At 70.5% G+C, this 19,522-nt stretch carries 12 protein-coding genes, 1 tRNA gene and 1 pseudogene; 11 read left to right on the top strand and 3 right to left on the bottom strand.

The genetic code is table 11. The features are described from left to right. Window positions 1-289: 289 nt before the first annotated feature. From ACFU8Q_RS10465 to ACFU8Q_RS10455, 3 genes are read left to right on the top strand one after another with little or no spacing between them, the layout of a single operon-like run. Entirely contained in the window at window positions 290-1,186 is an 897-nt protein-coding gene (locus ACFU8Q_RS10465; RefSeq protein ID WP_384450720.1) for an FAD binding domain-containing protein, read from the top strand. Next, the gene (locus ACFU8Q_RS10460; RefSeq protein WP_384450717.1) at window positions 1,183-3,075 is read left to right on the top strand and encodes a 2Fe-2S iron-sulfur cluster-binding protein; all 1,893 of its coding nucleotides are present in this window, start codon (window positions 1,183-1,185) and stop codon (window positions 3,073-3,075) included. Before ACFU8Q_RS10465 ends, ACFU8Q_RS10460 begins: the two co-directional genes overlap by 4 nt. After that, on the top strand, window positions 3,072-5,417 hold the full coding sequence (locus ACFU8Q_RS10455; protein WP_384450715.1) for a xanthine dehydrogenase family protein molybdopterin-binding subunit: 2,346 nt from the start codon (window positions 3,072-3,074) through the stop codon (window positions 5,415-5,417). Before ACFU8Q_RS10460 ends, ACFU8Q_RS10455 begins: the two co-directional genes overlap by 4 nt. 446 nt (window positions 5,418-5,863) lie before the next feature. Here ACFU8Q_RS10455 and ACFU8Q_RS10450 read toward each other — a convergent pair whose 3' ends face one another. After that, window positions 5,864-6,271 carry a hypothetical protein gene (locus tag ACFU8Q_RS10450; protein ID WP_384450712.1) on the bottom strand — a complete coding sequence of 136 codons (408 nt, stop codon included), beginning with the start codon at window positions 6,269-6,271 and terminating at the stop codon, window positions 5,864-5,866. 63 nt (window positions 6,272-6,334) lie between these two features. Here ACFU8Q_RS10450 and ACFU8Q_RS10445 point away from each other — a divergent pair. The 4 genes and pseudogenes from ACFU8Q_RS10445 to ACFU8Q_RS10430 form a co-directional block, all read left to right on the top strand. Further along, a pseudogene (locus ACFU8Q_RS10445) lies at window positions 6,335-6,559 on the top strand (helix-turn-helix transcriptional regulator); the annotation flags it as partial. Window positions 6,560-6,568: 9 nt separating this feature from the next. Beyond that, the gene (locus ACFU8Q_RS10440; protein WP_384450726.1) at window positions 6,569-7,267 is read left to right on the top strand and encodes a Scr1 family TA system antitoxin-like transcriptional regulator; all 699 of its coding nucleotides are present in this window, start codon (window positions 6,569-6,571) and stop codon (window positions 7,265-7,267) included. A gap of 40 nt (window positions 7,268-7,307) precedes the next feature. Then, complete coding sequence (locus tag ACFU8Q_RS10435) at window positions 7,308-7,970, top strand: hypothetical protein (protein ID WP_384450709.1); 663 nt, start codon at window positions 7,308-7,310, stop codon at window positions 7,968-7,970. A 564-nt stretch (window positions 7,971-8,534) separates the two neighbouring features. Continuing rightward, window positions 8,535-9,038, top strand: coding sequence for a hypothetical protein (locus tag ACFU8Q_RS10430; protein ID WP_384450706.1), 504 nt, complete (start codon window positions 8,535-8,537; stop codon window positions 9,036-9,038). Here the strand turns inward: ACFU8Q_RS10430 and ACFU8Q_RS10425 are convergent. Next, complete coding sequence (locus tag ACFU8Q_RS10425; RefSeq protein ID WP_384450703.1) at window positions 9,013-12,702, bottom strand: S8 family serine peptidase; 3,690 nt, start codon at window positions 12,700-12,702, stop codon at window positions 9,013-9,015. The two genes, ACFU8Q_RS10430 and ACFU8Q_RS10425, sit on opposite strands and share 26 nt — an antisense overlap. Before the next feature lie 438 nt (window positions 12,703-13,140). Between ACFU8Q_RS10425 and ACFU8Q_RS10420 the strand changes: the two genes are divergently transcribed. Continuing rightward, the gene (locus ACFU8Q_RS10420) at window positions 13,141-13,656 is read left to right on the top strand and encodes a DUF1269 domain-containing protein (protein WP_384450700.1); all 516 of its coding nucleotides are present in this window, start codon (window positions 13,141-13,143) and stop codon (window positions 13,654-13,656) included. A 296-nt stretch (window positions 13,657-13,952) separates the two neighbouring features. Further along, window positions 13,953-15,497 carry a rifampin monooxygenase gene (gene rox / locus ACFU8Q_RS10415; protein ID WP_384450697.1) on the top strand — a complete coding sequence of 515 codons (1,545 nt, stop codon included), beginning with the start codon at window positions 13,953-13,955 and terminating at the stop codon, window positions 15,495-15,497. Window positions 15,498-15,644: 147 nt separating this feature from the next. Here the strand turns inward: rox and ACFU8Q_RS10410 are convergent. Beyond that, window positions 15,645-15,716 (bottom strand) — tRNA-Cys (locus tag ACFU8Q_RS10410). A gap of 186 nt (window positions 15,717-15,902) precedes the next feature. Here ACFU8Q_RS10410 and ACFU8Q_RS10405 point away from each other — a divergent pair. Together ACFU8Q_RS10405 and ACFU8Q_RS10400 are read left to right on the top strand one after the other, a co-directional pair. Then, window positions 15,903-17,390 (top strand): MFS transporter, encoded by a 1,488-nt coding sequence (locus tag ACFU8Q_RS10405; protein ID WP_384450694.1) that lies wholly within the window; start codon window positions 15,903-15,905, stop codon window positions 17,388-17,390. Between the two features lie 192 nt (window positions 17,391-17,582). Then, a complete protein-coding gene (locus ACFU8Q_RS10400) occupies window positions 17,583-19,364 on the top strand; it encodes a DEAD/DEAH box helicase (RefSeq protein WP_384450691.1) in 1,782 nt (593 codons plus the stop codon). Window positions 19,365-19,522: the final 158 nt, after the last annotated feature.

The raw sequence follows: 19,522 nt of genomic DNA, 5'->3' as shown, positions 1-19,522 counted from the left end.
CTCCGCGGGAGCGTGCCGGCCGGCGGTCATTGTCCGCAACGGGCATTGGTAAACGCACAGCCGGAACGGAACAACCCACCCGAGGCCCGCTGAAGAGTGGCAATTCGCACTCTGCGCTGAAGCAGGGCGAATCAGGATCATCCCCCTGTTAGGGGACGGATATGCCCTTCGTGGACCCTCGCGTCGGTCCGATCGGAAGATGTGCCAGAGTTGCCACGTCCGGGCTTTGAGCACGTACCGTACGGCGAAACGAGCCGGACAGCCGGGACACCGGGAAGGGGCAGCTGGGTTGACCACGCACGCACCGCAGGCGACGCAGTCCGTGACGCTGCCGGCCTCGCTCGACGAGGCCGTGGCGGCACTCGGCGCCATGCCTGCAGCCGTTCCCGTAGCGGGTGGGACGGACCTGATGGCGGCCGTCAACAAGGGGCTGCTGCGCCCCTCGGGACTGGTCGGCCTCGGCCGGATCAGCGAGCTGCGCGGGTGGCACTACCAGGACGGTCACGCCCTGCTCGGCGCCGGACTCACCCACGCACGCATGGGGCGGCCCGACTTCGCCGCCCTCATCCCCGCCCTGGCCGCTTCCGCGCGCGCCGCGGGCCCGCCCCAGATCCGTAACGCCGGAACCCTCGGCGGCAACGTCGCCACCGCGGCCCCGACCGGTGACGCCCTGCCGGTGCTCGCCGCCCTGGAGGCCGAACTCGTCATCGCGGGCCCGGGCGGCGCCCGCCGCGAGATCCCGGTCTCGCACCTGCTGGCCGGCCGCGACATGCTCGAACCCGCCGAACTGATCGGTTTCGTCCGCGTACCGCTGCTGCACGCCCCCCAGGTCTTCCTGAAGGCCACCGGCCGCACCGGTCCCGGTCGCGCCACCGCGTCCGTCGCGATCGTGCTCGACCCGGCCCGGCGCGGGGTGCGCTGCGCGGTCGGTGCCATCGCGCCGATGCCGCTGCGGCCGCTGGAGGCCGAACGCTGGATCGCCTCACTGATCGACTGGGACGGTGAACGCGGCCTGGCGCCGGACGCGCTGGCCGCCTTCGGCGAGTACGTCGCCGCGGCCTGCATCCCGGACCAGGCACCGTCCGTCGACGGGGGAGAGGCGCCACCACTGCCCCCCGCCGTACTGCATCTGCGGCGCACCGTCGCCGCGCTGGCCCGACGCGCGCTGGGGAGGGCACTGTCGTGAGCAACGAGGACCACAACGAACAGCACGGGCAGCGGGAGCAGCCGCAGCACGGGGGCTGGCAGCCGACGCCGCAGGGCGGCGAGTACGACGCCGAGGCGACCGCCTTCGTCCACCTGCCGCCGGAGGACCTGGCGAACATCCCGCTGGCCGCGCCCGGCCAGGGCTACGTACCGCCGATGATCCTGCCGCTGACACCCGCGGCCGGTCTCGATCCCGCGGCCACGGGCAGCTGGGTCGTACAGACGCAGAGCCAGCAGGAGCGGGCCGTGGAACCGGAGCAGCCGGCCCCCGGCGCGGTGCACTGGCCGGACCCGAACCAGCAGCAGACGCAGTACGGGTACGGGTACCCGCAGCAGGAGCAGTACCGGGAGACGCCGCCCGCGACGGGCCAGTGGAACTTCACCGAGCCCACCGAGTTCGCCCAGCAGGCCGACCACGGCGTACAGCCCGACCACGTCGACCACACCGACCACGGCGTACACCCCGACCATGGCGTACAGCCCGACCAGGGCGTACAGCCCGCCCACGTCGCCCACGTCGACCACACCGACCACGGCGTACACCCCGACCACGGCGTACACCCCGACCATGGCGTGCAGCCCGATCACACCGGCCACACCGGTCAGTGGACGATTCCGGTCGCCGACGGTGATCTCCCGGAGGAGTCCGGTGAGTTCGCGGCCTCGACGCTGGCCTCCCAGTGGTACGCGGACCGGACTCCACCGGCCACGCTGCCGGGCGGTGCGCCCGCACCGTGGGCGACACAGCAGCCGGTCGCGGAACCCGAGCCCGAGCCCGAGCCGGTGGTTGAGCCGGCCCCCGTAGCGGACATCGAGCCGGAACACGCGCCGGGAGCCGATTTCGCGCCTGCCGCGGAGCCCGCGGCGGAGCTCTCCGAGGCGTACTCCCCGTTGCCCGCCGAGATGCCCTCCGAGACGTCCTCCGTGGCGTACGAGGCAGCGGCACCGGAGACGGTAACCGAGGACGGCCCCGTACCGGCGGCCGTAGACACGAGAGATCCGGGGGACACGGGGGACACGGGAGACACCCCCGTTCCCGGAGCGGACCTCGCGCAGGCCCCGGCCCTCCACACCGCCGTACCCGAGGATGCTCCCGCCGAGCACCCCGCCGAGCACCCCGCCGAGCAGTCGCCGCCCGACACGCCGTTGCCGAACACCCCGCTGGAAGCCCCGCCACTCGAAGCCGAGCTTCCCGAAGGGCAACTCCCCGACTCCCAGCCCCTCGACGTCGAGCCTCCCGACACCCGGCCCGTCGACGTCCCCAGCGAGCACCCGGCGGCCTCCTACGTCCTGCATGTGAACGGCGCCGACCGCCCCGTCACCGACGCCTGGATCGGCGAGTCGCTCCTCTACGTGCTCCGCGAGCGCCTCGGCCTCGCCGGTGCCAAGGACGGCTGCTCGCAGGGTGAGTGCGGCGCCTGCAACGTCCAGGTGGACGGCCGGCTGGTCGCCTCCTGTCTGGTGCCGGCGGCGACCGCGGCCGGCAGCGAGGTCCGTACGGTCGAGGGCCTGGCCGTTGACGGCGAGCCGTCCGACGTCCAGCGCGCCCTCGCCAAGTGCGGAGCCGTCCAGTGCGGTTTCTGCATTCCTGGCATGGCGATGACCGTCCACGACCTGCTGGAGGGCAACCACGCTCCCAGCGAACTGGAGACGCGCCAGGCGCTCTGCGGCAACCTCTGCCGCTGCTCCGGCTACCGGGGTGTCCTCGACGCCGTGAACGAGGTCATCGCGGGCCGTGAGGCAAGCGCCGACCCGGCAGCCTCGTCGGACTCCTCGTCCCCGGAGTCCGACGAGGCCCGCATTCCCCACCAGGCGGGCCCCGGCGCCGGCAGGATTCAGCCGCACTCGCAGGACGGAGGCATGGCGTGAGCAACGACGCGGCCACCGCGGCCACCGCCGCCAACGCGACCAGCACACGGATCACCACCCCCGCGTCCGAAGGACCCGACGCCGAGCCGACCGCGCTCGGCCTGGGCGTCTCCCTCCTGCCCGCCGACGCGCGTGCGAAGACCGAGGGCACCTTCCCGTACGCCGCCGACCTCTGGGCCGAGGGCCTGCTGTGGGCGGCCGTACTCCGTTCCCCGCACCCGCACGCCCGCATCCTGTCCATCGACACCTCGGGCGCCGTCGAGATGCCGGGGGTACGGGCCGTCGTCACGCACGAGGACGTCCCCGGGGAGGGCGCGTACGGGCGCAAGGTCGTCGACCGCCCGGTCTTCGCCGCCGACCTGGTCCGCCACCACGGCGAGCCGATCGCCGCGGTCGCCGCCGACCACCCCGACACGGCGCGTCTCGCCGCCGCGGCCATCGCCGTCGAGTACGAGGTCCTCGAACCGGTCACGGACCCGGAAAAGGCCTTCGAGGCCGAACCCCTGCACCCCGACGGCAATCTGATCCGCCACATCCCGCTGCGTTACGGCGACCCGGAGGCCACCGGCGAGGTCGTCGTCGAGGGCCTCTACCGCATCGGCCGCCAGGACCCGGCCCCGATCGGCGCCGAGGCCGGGCTCGCCGTGCCCCGGCCCGACGGCGGCGTGGAGATCTACACCGCCTCCACCGACCCGCACACCGACCGCGATCTCGCCGCTGCCTGCTTCGGCCTCGAACCGGACCGGGTCAAGGTCGTCGTCACCGGTGTCCCCGGCGCCACCGGCGACCGCGAGGACCCCGGCTTCCAGTTGCCGCTGGGGCTGCTCGCGCTGCGTACCGGCTGCCCGGTCAAACTGACCGCCACCCGCGAGGAGTCCTTCCTCGGCCATGGCCACCGCCACCCCACGCTCCTGCGCTACCGCCACCACGCGGACGCCGAGGGCCGACTGGTGAAGGTCGAGGCACAGATCCTGCTCGACGCGGGCGCGTACGCCGACGCCTCGTCCGAGTCGCTGGCCGCGGCGGTCGCCTTCGCCTGCGGCCCGTACGTCGTCCCGCACGCCTTCATCGAGGGCTGGGCGGTCCGTACGAACAACCCGCCGTCGGGCCATGTGCGCGGCGAGGGCGCGATGCAGGTCTGCGCGGCGTACGAGGGCCAGATGGACAAGCTGGCCGCGAAGCTCGGTATCGACCCGGCCGAGCTGCGCCTGCGCAACGCCCTGTCCACCGGCGACATCCTGCCCACGGGCCAGACGGTGACCTGTCCGGCACCGGTGTCCGAACTGCTCACCTCCGTAAGGGACTTCCCGCTCCCCTCCCTCCCCAAGGATGCCCCGGAGGACGACTGGCTGCTCCCCGGCGGCCCGGAGGGCGCGGGTGAACCCGGCGCGGTGCGCCGAGGCGTCGGCTACGCGCTCGGCATGGTCCACATGCTCGGCGCGGAGGGCGCCGACGAGGTCTCCACGGCCACGGTCCGGGTCCACGACGGCGTCGCCACAGTCATCTGCGCCGCGGTCGAAACGGGCCAGGGCTTCTCGACCCTCGCCCGCCAGGTGGTCCAGGAGACGCTGGGTATCGAAGAGGTCCACGTGGCGTCCGTCGACACCGACCAGCCCCCGGCGGGCCCGGCGACGCACGGCCGCCACACCTGGGTCTCGGCCGGAGCGGTGGAACGCGCGGCCAAGATGGTCCGTACGCAGCTGCTCCAGCCCCTGGCCCACAAGTTCGGCATGTCCACGGAGCTGCTGCAGATCTCCAACGGCAAGATCACCTCGTACGACGGGGTGCTGTCCACGACGGTCACGGAAGCGATGGACGGCAAGGAACTCTGGGCCACCGCCCAGTGCCGCCCCCACCCGACCGAACCCCTGGACGAGTCGGGCCAGGGCGACGCCTTCGTCGGCCTCGCCTTCTGCGCGATCCGCGCGGTGGTGGACGTCGACATCGAACTCGGCTCCGTACGGGTCGTCGAGATGGCGGTCGCCCAGGACGTCGGCCGGGTCCTCAACCCGTCCCAGCTCGCGACCCGCATCGAGGCGGGCATCACCCAGGGCATCGGCGCCGCGCTCACCGAGAACCTCCGCAGCGCCCGCGGCCTGCTCCGTCACCCGGACCTCACCGGCTACGCGCTCCCGACCGCCCTGGACGCCCCGGACATTCGCATCGTCCAACTCGTCGAAGAACGCGACGTGGTGGCCCCCTTCGGCGCCAAGCCCGCTTCGGCGATCCCCGTGGTCACCTCCCCGGCCGCCGTAGCCGCAGCCGTACGATCCGCCACCGGCCGCCCGATCAACCGCCTCCCGATCCGGCCCCAGGCGGCGGTGGCAGCGCCCAAGTCCTGAGCCCTGTACGGATGGTGCGCTCCGGGTTGCGGATGCAACCCGGAGGTGCCCACTGTCACCGCTGCTGGCTTGGGTGAACTCCGAAGTGGTAGGCGGATGTTGCCGAACGGGCCGGTTTCACGACCAGGCGCGTGGCGGTACGCTCCCCCACTCGCTGTCCGATCAGCCCTTCGAAGGTCACCGCCCGTAGCCTGATGACCGACGACGATGTTCCTGCCTCGGCGGTCACCGCGGCTGTGACCACTAGTGGATTCAGGCGGCCGTGGGACTGTTCCGGGTTCCGATCGCCTGGATGCGCGTGACGCCGGGGTTCATGTGGCGCGATCCCCGGCGTTCGCTGCGAGTCCAGCGGTTGCCGCTGAACCGGCCGGCGACCAGGGTCTGGGCATGCCGAAGTCGTCCGAGGCGAGGGCGTGATCGGTCGTGCGGCCCCACCCGCGCCCGCCTCACCCCTCCTCCGGTGCCAACTGCGCCATCACCAGCCCGTACAGCAGCTCCACGTCCACGAACTCCCCTTCCCTCGGCGCCCCGTACCGCCAGCTCAGCGAGTACGTGTTGCCGTCGGGGGCGGGGATGCCCACGTACTGGTCCCGGGCAGCCGGCCCGAAGCACCTGGCGCCCGGCGGCCAGTCGTACTCCTTGCTCGACCCGGGCGGGATCAGGAAGTACATCCACCGGGCGCCCGCGATCTCCCGTACGACCGGGCCCGGTTCGCCCTCGGTGAGAGTGCCGAGGTGGTGCAGCACTGTCTCGCCCCGTACGCCCCGCAGCCGGATGGCATCGAAGTGAATGCCGGTCAGGTGGAGTTGGAGTCCGGCGGTGGGAACCCATTCAGGGAGTTTCTTGCTCGTCATGACCCGAAGGATTCCGGTGGCTGCGTAGCGTGACCAGGAGGACGCGGTCCACATCGACGGGATGTGGAGAGGGTGGTGGTGACTGTGGGGACGAGTAGCGCTGAGCCGTCGCAGGTGCGGAGGCTTGTTGGGGACCTGATCCGTATCCATCGGGTGCGGGCCGGTCTCACGCAGAAGGACGCGGCGGACAAGCTGTTGATTTCGGAGTCGCTCATGGGGGCGGTCGAGCGGGCGGAGCGCATTCCGGCGCTGGAGCTGCTGGCCGACGCGGACCGGTTCTTCGTCGCGGGCGGTGCGCTGAAGGCGTGCACCGAGCTGATCGACGCGGAGAAGTACCCGGCGAAGTTCCTGGACTGGGCGCGGCTGGAACGGCAGGCGCGGGTCATCAGCGCGTACGAGACGATGCTGATCCCGGGGCTGCTCCAGACGGAGGCATACGCGTACGCCCTGTACCGGGCGCTCGCACGGGCAGTGGTGCGCACGGGCGCCGAAGTGCAGGGCATGCTCGACCAGTCCCGTGCCGATCAGGTCGCGGCAACGAATGTGAAGATGCACGAGGATTACGAGAAGGCCGTGAATAAACGGTCCGGCTGGATCCAGTTCGGAGCCGGAGTGGGCGTTGCTGCAGGGGTCGCTTTTCTGCCGGAGGTCGCAGCCGCGGGGGTTGCGGCGACACTCATCGGGTTGGGTACGGACACGGGCAGCGGACTCGTGGAAAACGTCGTTGGCCAGTTCATCGGGGATCTGTCCGACAATTCTGTGGATGAGCACAAGGAAAAGATGGAGCAACTCACCCGGGACGAGAAGACCAAGGTGTACAAGGGTGGCGAGTCCATGGCTGAGTCGCCCATGGAGAACTTCTTGGATCGGCATACGACTGATTCTGATGCCGACAAAAAATTCCGTGAGGATCTGAGGGAGTCGATGCTGGTCGGATACGGGGTCGGGAACGACCGTGCGCAGCAGCAGGGCAGTGATCCCGAGACCGGGGACTGACGCGGGGCATGGTGCAGGACGGGGTGCGAAGGTGAGGCGTATGGGAGCGGGGCAGTTGAGGCGGGCATGGTGCATCACCGGCTTGGTGATGGCTGTCGGTGCCAGTGCGACTGGGTGTGGTGAGGAGAAGGAGCCTCCGCGGTACGTCGGTGCGGCCGAGGTGTGTGACGGCCTGTTCAAAGGCCCTCTTGCGAAGACGATCGAGTCCGTCACGGGGGCGACGTCGTTCAGCTGGACCAGTCCGAAGAATATGGACCGGGTCGTTGAGGGGCTCAAGGCCGGTTACGAATCGGGGCACCGCTGGGCTGTGGGGGGTGAGCTGTGCGTGCTGTATCCGAAGAGAGGCGCGCCGGCGGACAAATCGAGGATCAACTTCGACATGTACGCGCCGGAGGACCTGGAGGTCAGCGGCGATCCAGGCCGTGGACGGTATTACACGATGGGAAAGCTGTCCTACGCGGTTCCCCGGGGTTCCTCCCTCTACTTCGAGTGTGTGAGCCCCCAATTGGAGGGGTCGAAGGAACGCCCGCTGCGTGTCAACGGCCACTTCTACCACCCGGAGGCCACCGCGCAGAACACGCCCGAGCACCTGGCGGCCAATCTCACGATTATGCATGCTGCGTCCCTTGCCGTGGCAAAGAAGCTGCAGTGCGAGAACAACGGCGGGCTGCCCGAGAAGCCTGTGCTGAAGCCCCGGACCTGAGACGGGCTGGACCGCCGGCCGCGCTTGCGTCGGTGGCAGGGCTGGGGCACCAGCGATGGCGTGCAGCGCAAGGCGGGGTTCACGGTGTAGGACGCTGTCGGGGACACTGCGGCCCGCGCCCCGGACCGGAGCAAACCGCCCGCCCCGGAATCTCCCTGGGGCGGGCGGCTTCGGCTGGAGGTCGTTACCGGATTCGAGCTGGTGCAACTCGAGTTGCAGTTGAACTCCTGAACCACTCGGGCACACGACCGTGTGTTCCTCGTTGTGGTTCGACCGCAGCGGCGGGGACAAGCGGTACAGCAAGCTCCACGTCCACGAAGTCCCCTTCCTGCGGCGCCCTGCACCGCCGGCTGAGCGGGTACGTGTTGCCGTCCGGTGCGGGGATGCCCACGTACTGCTCGCGGGCGGTCGGGCCGAAGCGCCGGGCGCCCGGCGGCCGGCAAGAGCGGTTACGGGGCCTGCTGGACGGCGAGGCGTTGGACCGGGTGCCGCCGGAGGGGACGTCCCGGATCGGGGCGCAACCGAGCTCCGCGCCTTGTAGGTTCGGGGCGCTCGGCTTGCGGGGTGGCGTTCATGTCGGTGGTGATGGCGGGTTTCGTCGGTTGCAGCGAAGAATCCGGGCCGGCCGTAAAGAAGAAGTCCGTCGCGGCGGCGGGGCTCTGCGGCGGTGCTGTGTCCGCGGATGCCACGAAGGCGCTGCAGTTGATCTCTGGATCGGAGAAGTTCGAGCCGACCGGGAAGGACTCGACGACAGCGAGTGCGGCCCAGCAGGTGATCGGCAACTTATCCCCGCTGAGCGAGAACCCGAGCATGGCACCGGAGGACCTGTGCCGGATCCATCCGGACGAGGAACCGAATCACGAAGAGATCCGTGTCCAGTTCCATCTGCTCTACGGGAAGTCCGCAGAGCAGCCCGGCGGGGACCCGGCCGGCCAAGTCCGTGCACGGCGCCGGATGGTCGGCGGACCAGGTCCCGGGGACGGCCGGACAGCTCCGGCCGTGCCCCAGGACCTGGTCGAACCGTGCGTCGTATGCGGGGTGGTCAGCGCACGCCCACCGCGTGGATGAGCTCCTGCTTCACCGAGCCGCCCTGGTCGTCGCTCGCGCCCGCACGCAGCGAGACGGACTTCGCGCCGCTCGGGACGCGCAGCTCACCGTTCCAGGAGGCGCCGCCCGACGAGCTCAGCGTGACGTTCGTCCAGGTCGCCCCCTCGTCGTAGGAGACCTCCAGGGAGCCGCCGCCGAGGACGCCGGTGTCCGGCGCGCCCTTCACGTACTCGGCGTAGATCCGTACGGGCACCCGGCTGCCGCCCCGGACGTCGCCGACGAGGTCGGTGTCGAGGTCGAAGCCGAGGTTGATCAGCGGCAGGAAGGTGTACCGGTCGGCCGGGGTCTCCTTGGAGCGGAAGGTCCACTCCGAGTGGCCCTTGGTGGCGAGCCGCCAGCGGGCCGGGTCGAGCGTGGTGTCGGTGACGACCTTGTAGGTGGCCTCCTGCGCGGGGGCGTTCACGACGTAGCCGCCGGAACTCTTCCTGCGGGAGACCTGTTCGCCGTTCACGTACACCTCGGTGTACTGGGTCATCGTCGGGTCGTTGTACACGTCGCCGAAGCCGGTGTGGTCCGGTCCGGAGTCGCCCCAGCCGGGCGTGTTGAAGGTCAGGTAGTTTGCGTTGCGCTCCTGACCCCAGCCGAGGCCGGTGCCGAGCCACGGGTGCCAGACCGGTTTGAACCACTCCAGGTCGACCTTGCTGCCGCCCCGGTAGGACGGGGTGCCGCCGCGCTCCTCGAGCGACCGCTCCCCCAGGTCGACGGACTCGTGCCAGCGCTGGCCGGTGCCGGTGGAGACGTACTCGGTGCGCTCGGTCGGGAAGACGATCAACTCCTTGAAGCCGAAGCCGTACCGGAAGGTGTCGGTGATCGAGAAACGGAACTCGCCGCCGAGCTCCTTCTTGGCCGTCGGCATGTGGAACTTCGAGTGGATCGTGGCGAGTTCGTCCTTGCCGGGCCGGAAGACGAGGTCCGTGCCGATGGCTCCGGGGTGCCCCTCGGAGAGGTCGTAGGTGTACGGGGTGAAGCGGGTGCCCGTCAGGTCGAGCGTCTTCCCGCCGGCCGCGGCGGCCGCGATCGCGGCGGCGTCGGCCGCGTTCACGGTGGCCACGGCGAGCGGCCGGTCCTCGTGGTCGGCGGTGCCGAACCACGCCATCAGCCGGCCGGGCTGGTCGTCGGTGACGAACAGGGCCTCGGCGCCCGCGTCCTGCGCGGTCTGGGCGAGCTGCGTGGGGTCGGCACCCTCGGTGCGGCGGACCAGGACCGCCTTGCCGGTGACGTCCTTGCCGGCGTACTCCGCGGCGGTGCCGGTGCCCGCGTCGACGACGCCGAGACGGTGACGGCCGTCGAGGAAGGTGGCGCCGCGCTGCGGGGTGACGTCGGAGAGCCGGACGCTGCCCGCGGCGACCTCGAGCATCGGCTTGCCGAGCCGCCAGACCGTCCGGTACTCGAAGGTGCCGGTGGCAGGCTTGGTGGTGGGCGCGGCGAAGACCGAGTCGTACTTCGCGGGGACCAGGACGGCGCCGCCGAAGGAGGCCCCGTTGGCCTTGCGGTCGAACTCCATCAGGAGCTGCCGGGTCTCGGTGCGCTTGTTGACCTCGGCGCGTATCTCACGCAGCCGGCGCCCGTCGAGGGTGATCTCGCGGTCGCGGTCGAGGACGATCTCCGGATCGGTGAGGAAGCCGAGGCCGAGGGAGTCCTTGCCGTGCGAGCCGCGGACGTCGAGGAAGGTGTCGACGGTGTACGTGCCGGGCTTCAGGCGCAGTTGGACGGTGCCGGACTCGCCTACGGCTGCCGGGAACGGGTCTTCGTCCGCTACCAGGTGCTGCACCCCGAGCGAGGCGGGGGTGGGGGCGCCGTCGCGGTCCTTGACATGGACGGTGAGGTTGTAGCGCTCCTCCTCCTTGACCAGGCCGAGCGCGGTGTGCGCGACGGGCGTGCCGCCGGAGGTGGCGGTGATGCGGCCGGAGCTGGTGCCGACGGGGGCCTTGGCGCCGTCGCCGGTCACGGTGGTCTGCGCGGTGCCGTGGGCCGGGACGGTGAGGGTGGTGTCGGCGAGGGCGGCGGTGCCTTCCGGCATGCCCTCGACGGCCAGGTTCAGCTCGACGGGCGCGTCGGAGGAGTTGGTGTACGTGACGGTCTTCGTCACGGGCTTGTTCGACTCGTACGGCCAGGAGTAGAAGCCCAGGTCGGCGGAGCCGGTGGCAGTGACGTTCGCGGAGATCGCGGCAGCTACGTCGACCCGCCCCGCGCCGAGGGCGTACGAGGAGGCGGTGAGCGTCTTCGAGCTGGACATGAGGGCGTTCTTGAGCTGGGCGCCGGTCCAGTCGGGGTGCTGTTCGGCGAGGAGCGCTGCGACGCCCGCGACATGCGGGGTCGCCATCGACGTACCGCTCTTGGAGGCGTAGAGGCCGCTGCCGCTGACGAGCTGGGAGCGGGCGGCGAGAATGCCCACGCCGGGGGCGGAGATGTCGGGCTTGAGGGCCTGGTCGCCGTAGCGGGGGCCCTGGCTGCTGAAGTAGGCGGCGCGGTCGGCGGAGTCGACGGCGCCGACGGTGAGCGCGGAGTCGGCGGCGCCGGGTGAGCCGATGGATCCCGGGGCGCCGGAGTTGCCGGCGGCGATGACGAAGAGGGCGCCGGTCTCGGCGGAGAGGGTGTTCACCGCCTGGGCCATGGGGTCCGTGCCGTCGCTGCCCTCGCTGGAGCCGAGGCTCATCGAGACGATCTTCGCGTCGATGTCCTTGGCGGCCCACTCCATGCCGGCGATGATCTGCGACTCGGTGCCGGTGCCCTGGTCGTTGAGGACCTTGCCGACGGCGAGGGTGGCGCCGGGGGCGACGCCCTGTTCCTTGCCCGCGGAGCCTGCGCCGCTGCCGCCGACGGTGGAGGTGACATGGGTGCCGTGACCGTTGCGGTCGGCGACCTCCTGGCCCTCGATGAAGGACCGGCTCTCGGCGACCCGTCCGTCGAGGTCGGGGTGGGAGAGGTCGGCGCCGGTGTCGAGTACGGCGACCTTGACGCCCTTGCCGGTGAGGCCGGCCTCCCAGGCCTTGGGGGTGCCGATCTGGGCGTTGGAGTCGGCCATGGCGGCCTTGACCCGGGCGTCGAGCCAGACCTTCATGGCACCGGCCGAGCGGGCGCCGGTGCGGGCGGAGTCGGTGAACTCGCGCCATAAGGCGGCTGGTTCGGTGGCTCGTACGGCCGCGCCGCCGATGCTGGGCAGGGCCCGGACGGTCTTGGTGCCGCGCGGGGCGACGGCGGCGCGGGCACCCTTGCCGTGCGTCACGATCAGCGGCAGATCGCCGGTGATGCCCTGCTCGACGAGGCCGGTGACATCGAAGAGCCGCCGGTCGAGGACACCGGACTGCAGGTAGGGACGGGCCTCGTCGGGTATGACGGTGATCCTGCCGTTCACGGTCTCGTTGCGGACGGCCCCCGTGGCGCCCTCGGCCCGGTCGACGGTGACGGTCTTCCGACCGCCGCCGAGGTCGGTGAGGGTGACGCGGTCACCGGTGATGAGGGTGACGGTGGTACTCGCGCCCCGGGCCCCGGTGAAGGTGGCCGGTGCGGACGCGGTGTCTGGGGCGGTATCGGGCGCGGCGGCGGTCTGCCCTGCGGAGAGCAGCACCAGGGAGAGCCCTGCGGCAAGCAGGGCGGCCCTTCCTCCTGCGGAAGGTCTGATCACGACGCACTCCTCGGACACCCGGGGGAAGGGGTGGTTCCGGGCGCCGCGGTGAGTCTGGCCCGTGGGGCGGGAGTTGATACCTGTCGAGCGTGGCGGCTATCTGTCTTGACGGCGAACCGCCAATGAACGCAACCCTGTTGACAGCCATACGCCGGTCAGGCGCCGCAACGAGACGGGCGGCGCGCGGATCGGGGCCGGGTGGACGGTCGAGGCGTTGGACCGGGTGTTGCGGGAGGAGATGCCGCGGATCGGGCTCTGGCCGGACACGACCGGGCGCCGTGGAGCAGACGGTCGACACGGTCCTCGCGGGGCTGGGCCGGGCGCGGGTGGGGGAGAGCTGAACCGACCGCAGCGCCGATGCTGTAGCCCTTATGTCTTATTTAGTAACGCTTCCTCTATGGTTGATGCGATAAGGCACCTTGAGGAGGAGTCAGTCGCATGAGCAATCTGTTCGTCATCGCCTACGACGATCTCGCCACCGCCAACCAGGTCCGGGACAAGCTGCTGTCCATGAACCGCGAGCACCTCGTCGAGCTGGAGGATGTCGTCGTCGTCGAGCGGCGTGAGAAGGACGGCAAGATCAAGCTGCATCAGGCCGTCAGCCACGTGGGTACCGGTGCCGCGGGCGGCGCGCTGTGGGGGAGCGTCATCGGGCTGCTCTTCCTCGTGCCGTTCCTCGGTGCCGCGGTGGGCGCCGCGGCCGGCGCCGCCGGAGGGTCCGCCGTCGACACCGGTGTCAACGACAACTTCATGAAGGAACTCAGCACCAACCTCCGGCCCGGCGCCGCCGCTGTCTTCGTGCTCGTCAAGAAGTCCGTCCGCGACAAGGTCGTCCCCGAGATCGTCAAGTTCGGCGGTCAGCTCGTGCAGACCTCGCTCAGCAACGAGGACGAGGCACACCTGCGGGAAATGATGAAGGAAGGGTTCAAGGAAGAGCCGACGACCGCCTCCTGATCTCCGGACCGTACGAGAGAAGGCGACTGCCCGCGCCGCGCGCAGGGTGGTCGCCTTTCGTATGGGCCCCGGTGCAGATTCCAGGCGGTGGACATCGCGATCAGGTGGCTGGGAAAGGATTGGACGGGTGGTGCTCGGGCTTGTAGCTTGCAGTGGACCGCGACACTGCCCGAGGAGGTGAGACCCATGAACGCTGTATCGATGTGGGTGCTCCCCCTTCCCGTCACGGTCGGGCGATTGACGTAGGTGTCGCCGGGAGCGCCTCGCCAACAAGGCACTCCCGAAAGGCAACATCCATGCACTCTCCACAGTTCACTGCCGAGCCGTCGTCGAACGATACGGTCGAGCGCGACTTCACCGTGGGCGACGTCCGCGGACCCCGGTCGTGGGCCTCCGGCGCCGATCGCGCGCCCCTCATGTTCGACGTGATCATTGCCGGGTGCGGGCCGACCGGCGCGATGCTGGCCGCCGAACTGCGGCTGCACGATGTGCGGGTGCTCGTTCTGGAGAAAGAAACCGAGCCCGTGTCGTTCGTCCGCATAGTCGGTCTGCATATTCGCAGTATCGAGCTGATGGCGATGCGCGGACTGCTGGATCGCATTCTCGAACACGGAAGACAGCGTCCGGCCGGCGGATTCTTCGCCGCCATCACCAAACCCGCGCCCGAGGGCCTGGATTCCGCGCACGCCTATCTGCTGGGCATCCCGCAGCCGGCCATCGTTCACCTGCTCGAAGAGCATGCGATCGAACTGGGTGCGCAGGTCCGGCGCGGTTGTGCGGTGGCCGATTTCGAGCAGGACGACGAGGGTGTGACCGTCGAGCTGGCCGACGGCGAACAGCTGCGTTCGCGCTATCTCGTCGGCTGTGACGGCGGGCGCAGTACGGTGCGCAAACTGCTCGGCGTCGGCTTCCCCGGCGAGCCCTCGCGGACCGAGACGCTGATGGGCGAGATGGAAGTGGGTGTGCCGCGGGAGGAGATCGCCGCCAAGGTGACCGAAATCCACGAGACCAACAAGATTTTCAGTCTCAGGCCCTTCGGTGAAGGGGGCTATCGCGTCGTAGTCCCCGTCGCGGGAGTCAGCGATCGCGCGGAACCGCCCACCCTCGAGGATTTCAAACAACAGCTGCGCGCCATCGCCGGAACCGATTTCGGTGTGCACTCCCCGCGCTGGTTGTCCCGCTTCGGGGATGCCACCCGGCTGGCCGAACGTTATCGGGTCGGGCGGGTGCTGCTGGCCGGCGATGCGGCACACATCCATCCACCCACCGGCGGACAGGGCCTCAATCTGGGCGTTCAGGACGCATTCAACCTCGGCTGGAAACTGGCCGCACAGATCCGCGGCTGGGCGCCGGAAACACTGCTGGACACCTACCAGGCCGAACGTCATCCGGTCGCCGAGGACGTGCTGGACAACACCCGCGCCCAGATGGAACTGCTGTCCACCGAACCGGGCCCGCAGGCCGTGCGCAGGCTGCTCACCGAACTGATGGACTTCGACGAGGTGAACCGCTATCTGATCGAGAAGATCACCGCGATCAGCATCCGCTACGACTTCGGCGAAGGCCCCGACCTGCTCGGCCGCCGCCTGCGCGACATCGACGTGAAACAGGGCCGCCTCTACGGTCTGCTGCATCGCGGCCGCGGCCTGCTGCTGGACCGCACCGAACGCCTGACCGTCGGCGGCTGGTCAGACCGGGTCGATTACCTCGCGGATCCCACTGCGGTACTGGATGTTCCGTGCGTCCTGCTACGCCCCGACGGCCACGTCGCCTGGATCGGCGACGATCAGCAGGACCTGGACGACCACCTCTCCCGCTGGTTCGGCAGGCCCGCCAACTGATTTCGCCTGAGCAACCGAAAGGGCCCGTGAGGAGGATCGGACGGGCCAGTAGCGACTGACCACTCCGGGCCCCGATGTAGCGCGCGCCCTGGACCCGGGAATGCCGCCCGCCCCGGAACTTCCCCGGGGCGGGCGGCTTCGTCGGCGAGGCCGTGACCGGATTCGAACCGGTGTAACTCGAGTTGCAGTCGAGCCCCTGAACCACTCGGGCACACGGCCGTGTGTTCCTCGTTGTGGTTCGACCGTAGGGGCGGGTGTCCGCGCTGCTCAAGAGCGCGAGCCGGGCCGCAATGCGACTGCCATGTTCCGTTCACGATCGGCTCCGCGGTCCTACGACCAACGGACGAGCGGCGGACCGTCTCGCGACAGGGCTCAACTGAGATCTTGCCCCTTACTCTTGGGCTCATGAGTGCCCTGGAACCTAGAGACGCCGACGCCGACACCGGGATCAATACCGGCATCAATGCCGACGCGGCGTTGCCCGTCCCGGGTGCCGCGTCCGGCGGGGTGCTCGGGCGGACCTACAGGGCGCTCAGTATCGGCATCGTCTCCGTCGTGTTCCTGATCGCCTTCGAGGCGACGGCCGTGGGGACCGCGATGCCGGTCGCCGCCCGTGAGCTGCACGGCATCCCGCTCTACGCGTTCGCGTTCTCCGCGTACTTCACCACCAGCCTGTTCGCCATGGTCCTGTCCGGGCAGTGGGCGGACCGGCGCGGGCCGCTGGGGCCGCTGGCCACCGGGATCAGCGCGTTCGGGGCCGGGCTGCTGCTGTCCGGCACGGCGGGCAGCATGTGGATGTTCATCGCCGGGCGGGCCGTTCAGGGACTCGGCGGCGGGCTGGTGATCGTGGCGCTGTACGTGGTGATCAGCCGGGCCTATCCGGAGCATCTGCGGCCGTCGATCATGGCCGCGTTCGCCGCGAGCTGGGTGATCCCGTCCGTCGTCGGGCCGCTCGCCGCCGGGAGCGTGACCGAGCACCTGGGGTGGCGGTGGGTCTTCATCGGCATCCCCGTCCTCGTGGTGTTCCCGCTGGCGCTCGCGCTGCCCGCGATCCGGCGCCGCGCCTCGGGGCCGGCCGATCCCGCGGCACCCGTCGAGCCGTACGACCGGCGTCGCATCCTTCTCGCGCTCGGGATCTCGCTGGGGGCGGGGCTGCTCCAGTACGCCGGGCAGGAGCGGAACTGGTTGGCGCTGCTTCCGGCGGTCGTCGGGTTCGGTCTGCTCGTCCCCGCCGTGCGCGGACTGCTGCCCCCGGGCACGGGCCGGGCGGCGCGCGGGCTGCCCTCGGTGGTGCTGCTGCGCGGGGTCGCGGCCGGGTCGTTCATCGCCGCCGAGTCGTTCGTACCGCTGATGCTGGTGACCCAGCGCGGGCTGAGCCCCACGCTGGCCGGGCTCTCGCTCGCGGCCGGGGGCGGGACCTGGGCACTCGGCTCGTACGTACAGTCCCGGCCGCGCCTCGAACCGTACCGGGAGCGTCTGATGGTGGGCGGCATGGTGCTGGTCGCCGCGGCGATCGCGGCCGCGCCGTCCGTACTGATCGACTCGGTGCCGGTCTGGACCGTCGCCGTGGCCTGGGCCTTCGGGTGCTTCGGCATGGGCATGGTGATCGCCTCGACGAGCGTGCTGCTGCTGAAGCTGTCGGCGCCGGAGGAGGCGGGGGCGAACTCTGCCGCACTCCAGATCTCCGACGGGCTGTCGAACGTCCTGCTGCTGGCCGCGGGCGGGGCGGCCTTCGCCGCGCTCGGCGGCGGGGCCGTGGGGGCCGTGCACGGGGCGGCGGAGGCGGCGGGGGCCTCGGGGTCTCATCCGGGAGCGTTCGCGGTGGTCTTCCTGCCGATGGCGGGGGTGGCGCTGGTGGGGGCGTGGGTGGCGGCCCGGGTGCGGGAGCGTTGACCGGTACCCAGGTGGCCCCGCTCAGATGGATCGCCCAGCGCCTGCGTGCCCCGCACGCGGGCGTGTGACCTGAGTCGCACCCGCGCGGCCCCTCGGTCTGTTCGTACGAGGTTCGGTGCGGGGCGCCGGTAGGGTGGCCCGGTTGTCCTACGGACACCCCACCACGTACCCGAGAGACCCGAACCGGAGACCGTGACTACTACCGCCTCCCACCACCTCTCACCCGCCTTCCCCGGCCGCGCCCCCTGGGGCACGGCCGGCAAGCTGCGAGCCTGGCAGCAGGGCGCCATGGAGAAGTACATCCAGGAGCAGCCGCGCGACTTCCTCGCGGTCGCCACCCCCGGCGCGGGGAAGACCACCTTCGCGCTGACCCTCGCGTCATGGCTGCTGCACCACCACGTGGTGCAGCAGGTCACCGTCGTCGCGCCGACCGAGCATCTGAAGAAGCAGTGGGCCGAGGCAGCGGCCCGGATAGGGATCAAGCTCGACCCCGAGTACAGCGCCGGTCCGCTGAGCAGGGAGTACGACGGCGTCGCGGTCACCTACGCGGGTGTCGGCGTCCGGCCGATGCTGCACCGCAACCGGTGCGAGCAGCGCAAGACCCTCGTGATCCTCGACGAGATCCACCACGCCGGTGACTCGAAGTCCTGGGGCGAGGCCTGCCAGGAGGCGTTCGACCCGGCCACCCGGCGGCTCGCGCTCACCGGTACGCCGTTCCGGTCCGACACCAACCCGATCCCCTTCGTCGTGTACGAGGAGGGCAACGACGGCATCCGGCGCTCCTCCGCCGACTACACCTACGGCTACGGCAACGCGCTCGCCGACGGCGTCGTCCGGCCCGTGATCTTCCTCAGTTACAGCGGCAACATGCGCTGGCGCACCAAGGCCGGGGACGAGATCGCGGCCCGGCTCGGCGAGCCGATGACCAAGGACGCCATCGGGCAGGCGTGGCGCACCGCCCTGTCGCCCACCGGGGACTGGATCCCCAATGTGCTCAGCGCCGCCGACAAGCGGCTGACCGAGGTCCGCAAGGGCATCCCGGACGCGGGCGGGCTCGTCATCGCCACCGACCAGGAATCGGCGCGCGAGTACGCCAAGATCCTGAAGAAGGTCACGGGCGAGAAGGCCACCGTGGTCCTCTCCGACGAGAAGGCCGCGTCGAAGAGGATCGACAAGTTCAGCGAGGACGGATCGCGCTGGATGGTCGCCGTCCGCATGGTGTCGGAAGGCGTCGACGTGCCGCGCCTCGCCGTGGGCGTGTACGCCACCACCATCTCCACGCCGCTCTTCTTCGCGCAGGCCGTCGGACGTTTCGTGCGCTCGCGCAGGCGCGGCGAGACGGCCTCGGTCTTCGTGCCGACCATCCCGATGCTGCTCGACTTCGCCAACGAGATGGAGGTCGAACGGGACCACGTCCTCGACAAGCCCAAGAAGGGCAGCGACGAGGAGAACCCGTTCGCGGAGGAGGACAAGCTCCTCGCCGACGCCGAGAAGCTGGAGGACGAGGAGACCGAGGAGCAACTGCCCTTCGAGGCCCTCGAATCCGACGCGGTCTTCGACCGGGTGCTCTACGACGGTGCCGAATTCGGCATGCAGGCCCACCCCGGGAGCGAGGAGGAGCAGGACTACCTGGGGATTCCCGGACTGCTCGAACCCGACCAGGTGCAGCTGCTGCTCCAGAAGCGGCAGACCCGGCAGATCGCGCACAGCCGCCAGAAGCCGGCCGGGGAGGCCGACCTGCTGGAGAAGCCGGCCGAGGCGCGGCCCGTGGTCACGCACAAGCAGCTGCTGGGGCTGCGCAAGCAGCTCAACACGATGGTGTCGGCGTACACGCACCAGAGCGGCAAACCGCACGGGGTGATCCACACCGAGCTGCGCCGGGTGTGCGGCGGGCCGCCGAGCGCGGAGGCGACGGCCGGGCAGATCCAGCAGCGGATCCAGAAGGTTCAGGAGTGGGCCACGCGTATGACGTGAGGACGCTCTCGTGAAGTGTCGGCCCGGGGCGGGGGCAGTGGTCCTCGCCCCGGGCCGGCGTTGTTGATGCGGATCAGGTGCGGATCAGGCGCTGATCAGGTGCGGCTCGGGCTCGGTTACCGGGTGCGGGTCGGGTGTCGTTGCCAGGTGCGTGGATG

This window comes from Streptomyces sp. NPDC057543 (assembly GCF_042801895.1).
Lineage (GTDB): Bacteria > Actinomycetota > Actinomycetes > Streptomycetales > Streptomycetaceae > Streptomyces.
This window is presented reverse-complemented; position numbering and strand designations above follow the sequence as displayed.

Bases quoted from the DNA above. Each gene is read 5' to 3' on its own strand.
- ACFU8Q_RS10420 (WP_384450700.1), top strand. From the start codon at position 13,141: ATGAGCAATCTGTTCGTCATCGCCTACGACGATCTCGCCACCGCCAAC.
- rox (WP_384450697.1), top strand. From the start codon at position 13,953: ATGCACTCTCCACAGTTCACTGCCGAGCCGTCGTCGAACGATACGGTC.
- ACFU8Q_RS10435 (WP_384450709.1), top strand. From the start codon at position 7,308: ATGGGAGCGGGGCAGTTGAGGCGGGCATGGTGCATCACCGGCTTGGTG.
- ACFU8Q_RS10405 (WP_384450694.1), top strand. From the start codon at position 15,903: ATGAGTGCCCTGGAACCTAGAGACGCCGACGCCGACACCGGGATCAAT.
- ACFU8Q_RS10450 (WP_384450712.1), bottom strand. From the start codon at position 6,271: ATGACGAGCAAGAAACTCCCTGAATGGGTTCCCACCGCCGGACTCCAA.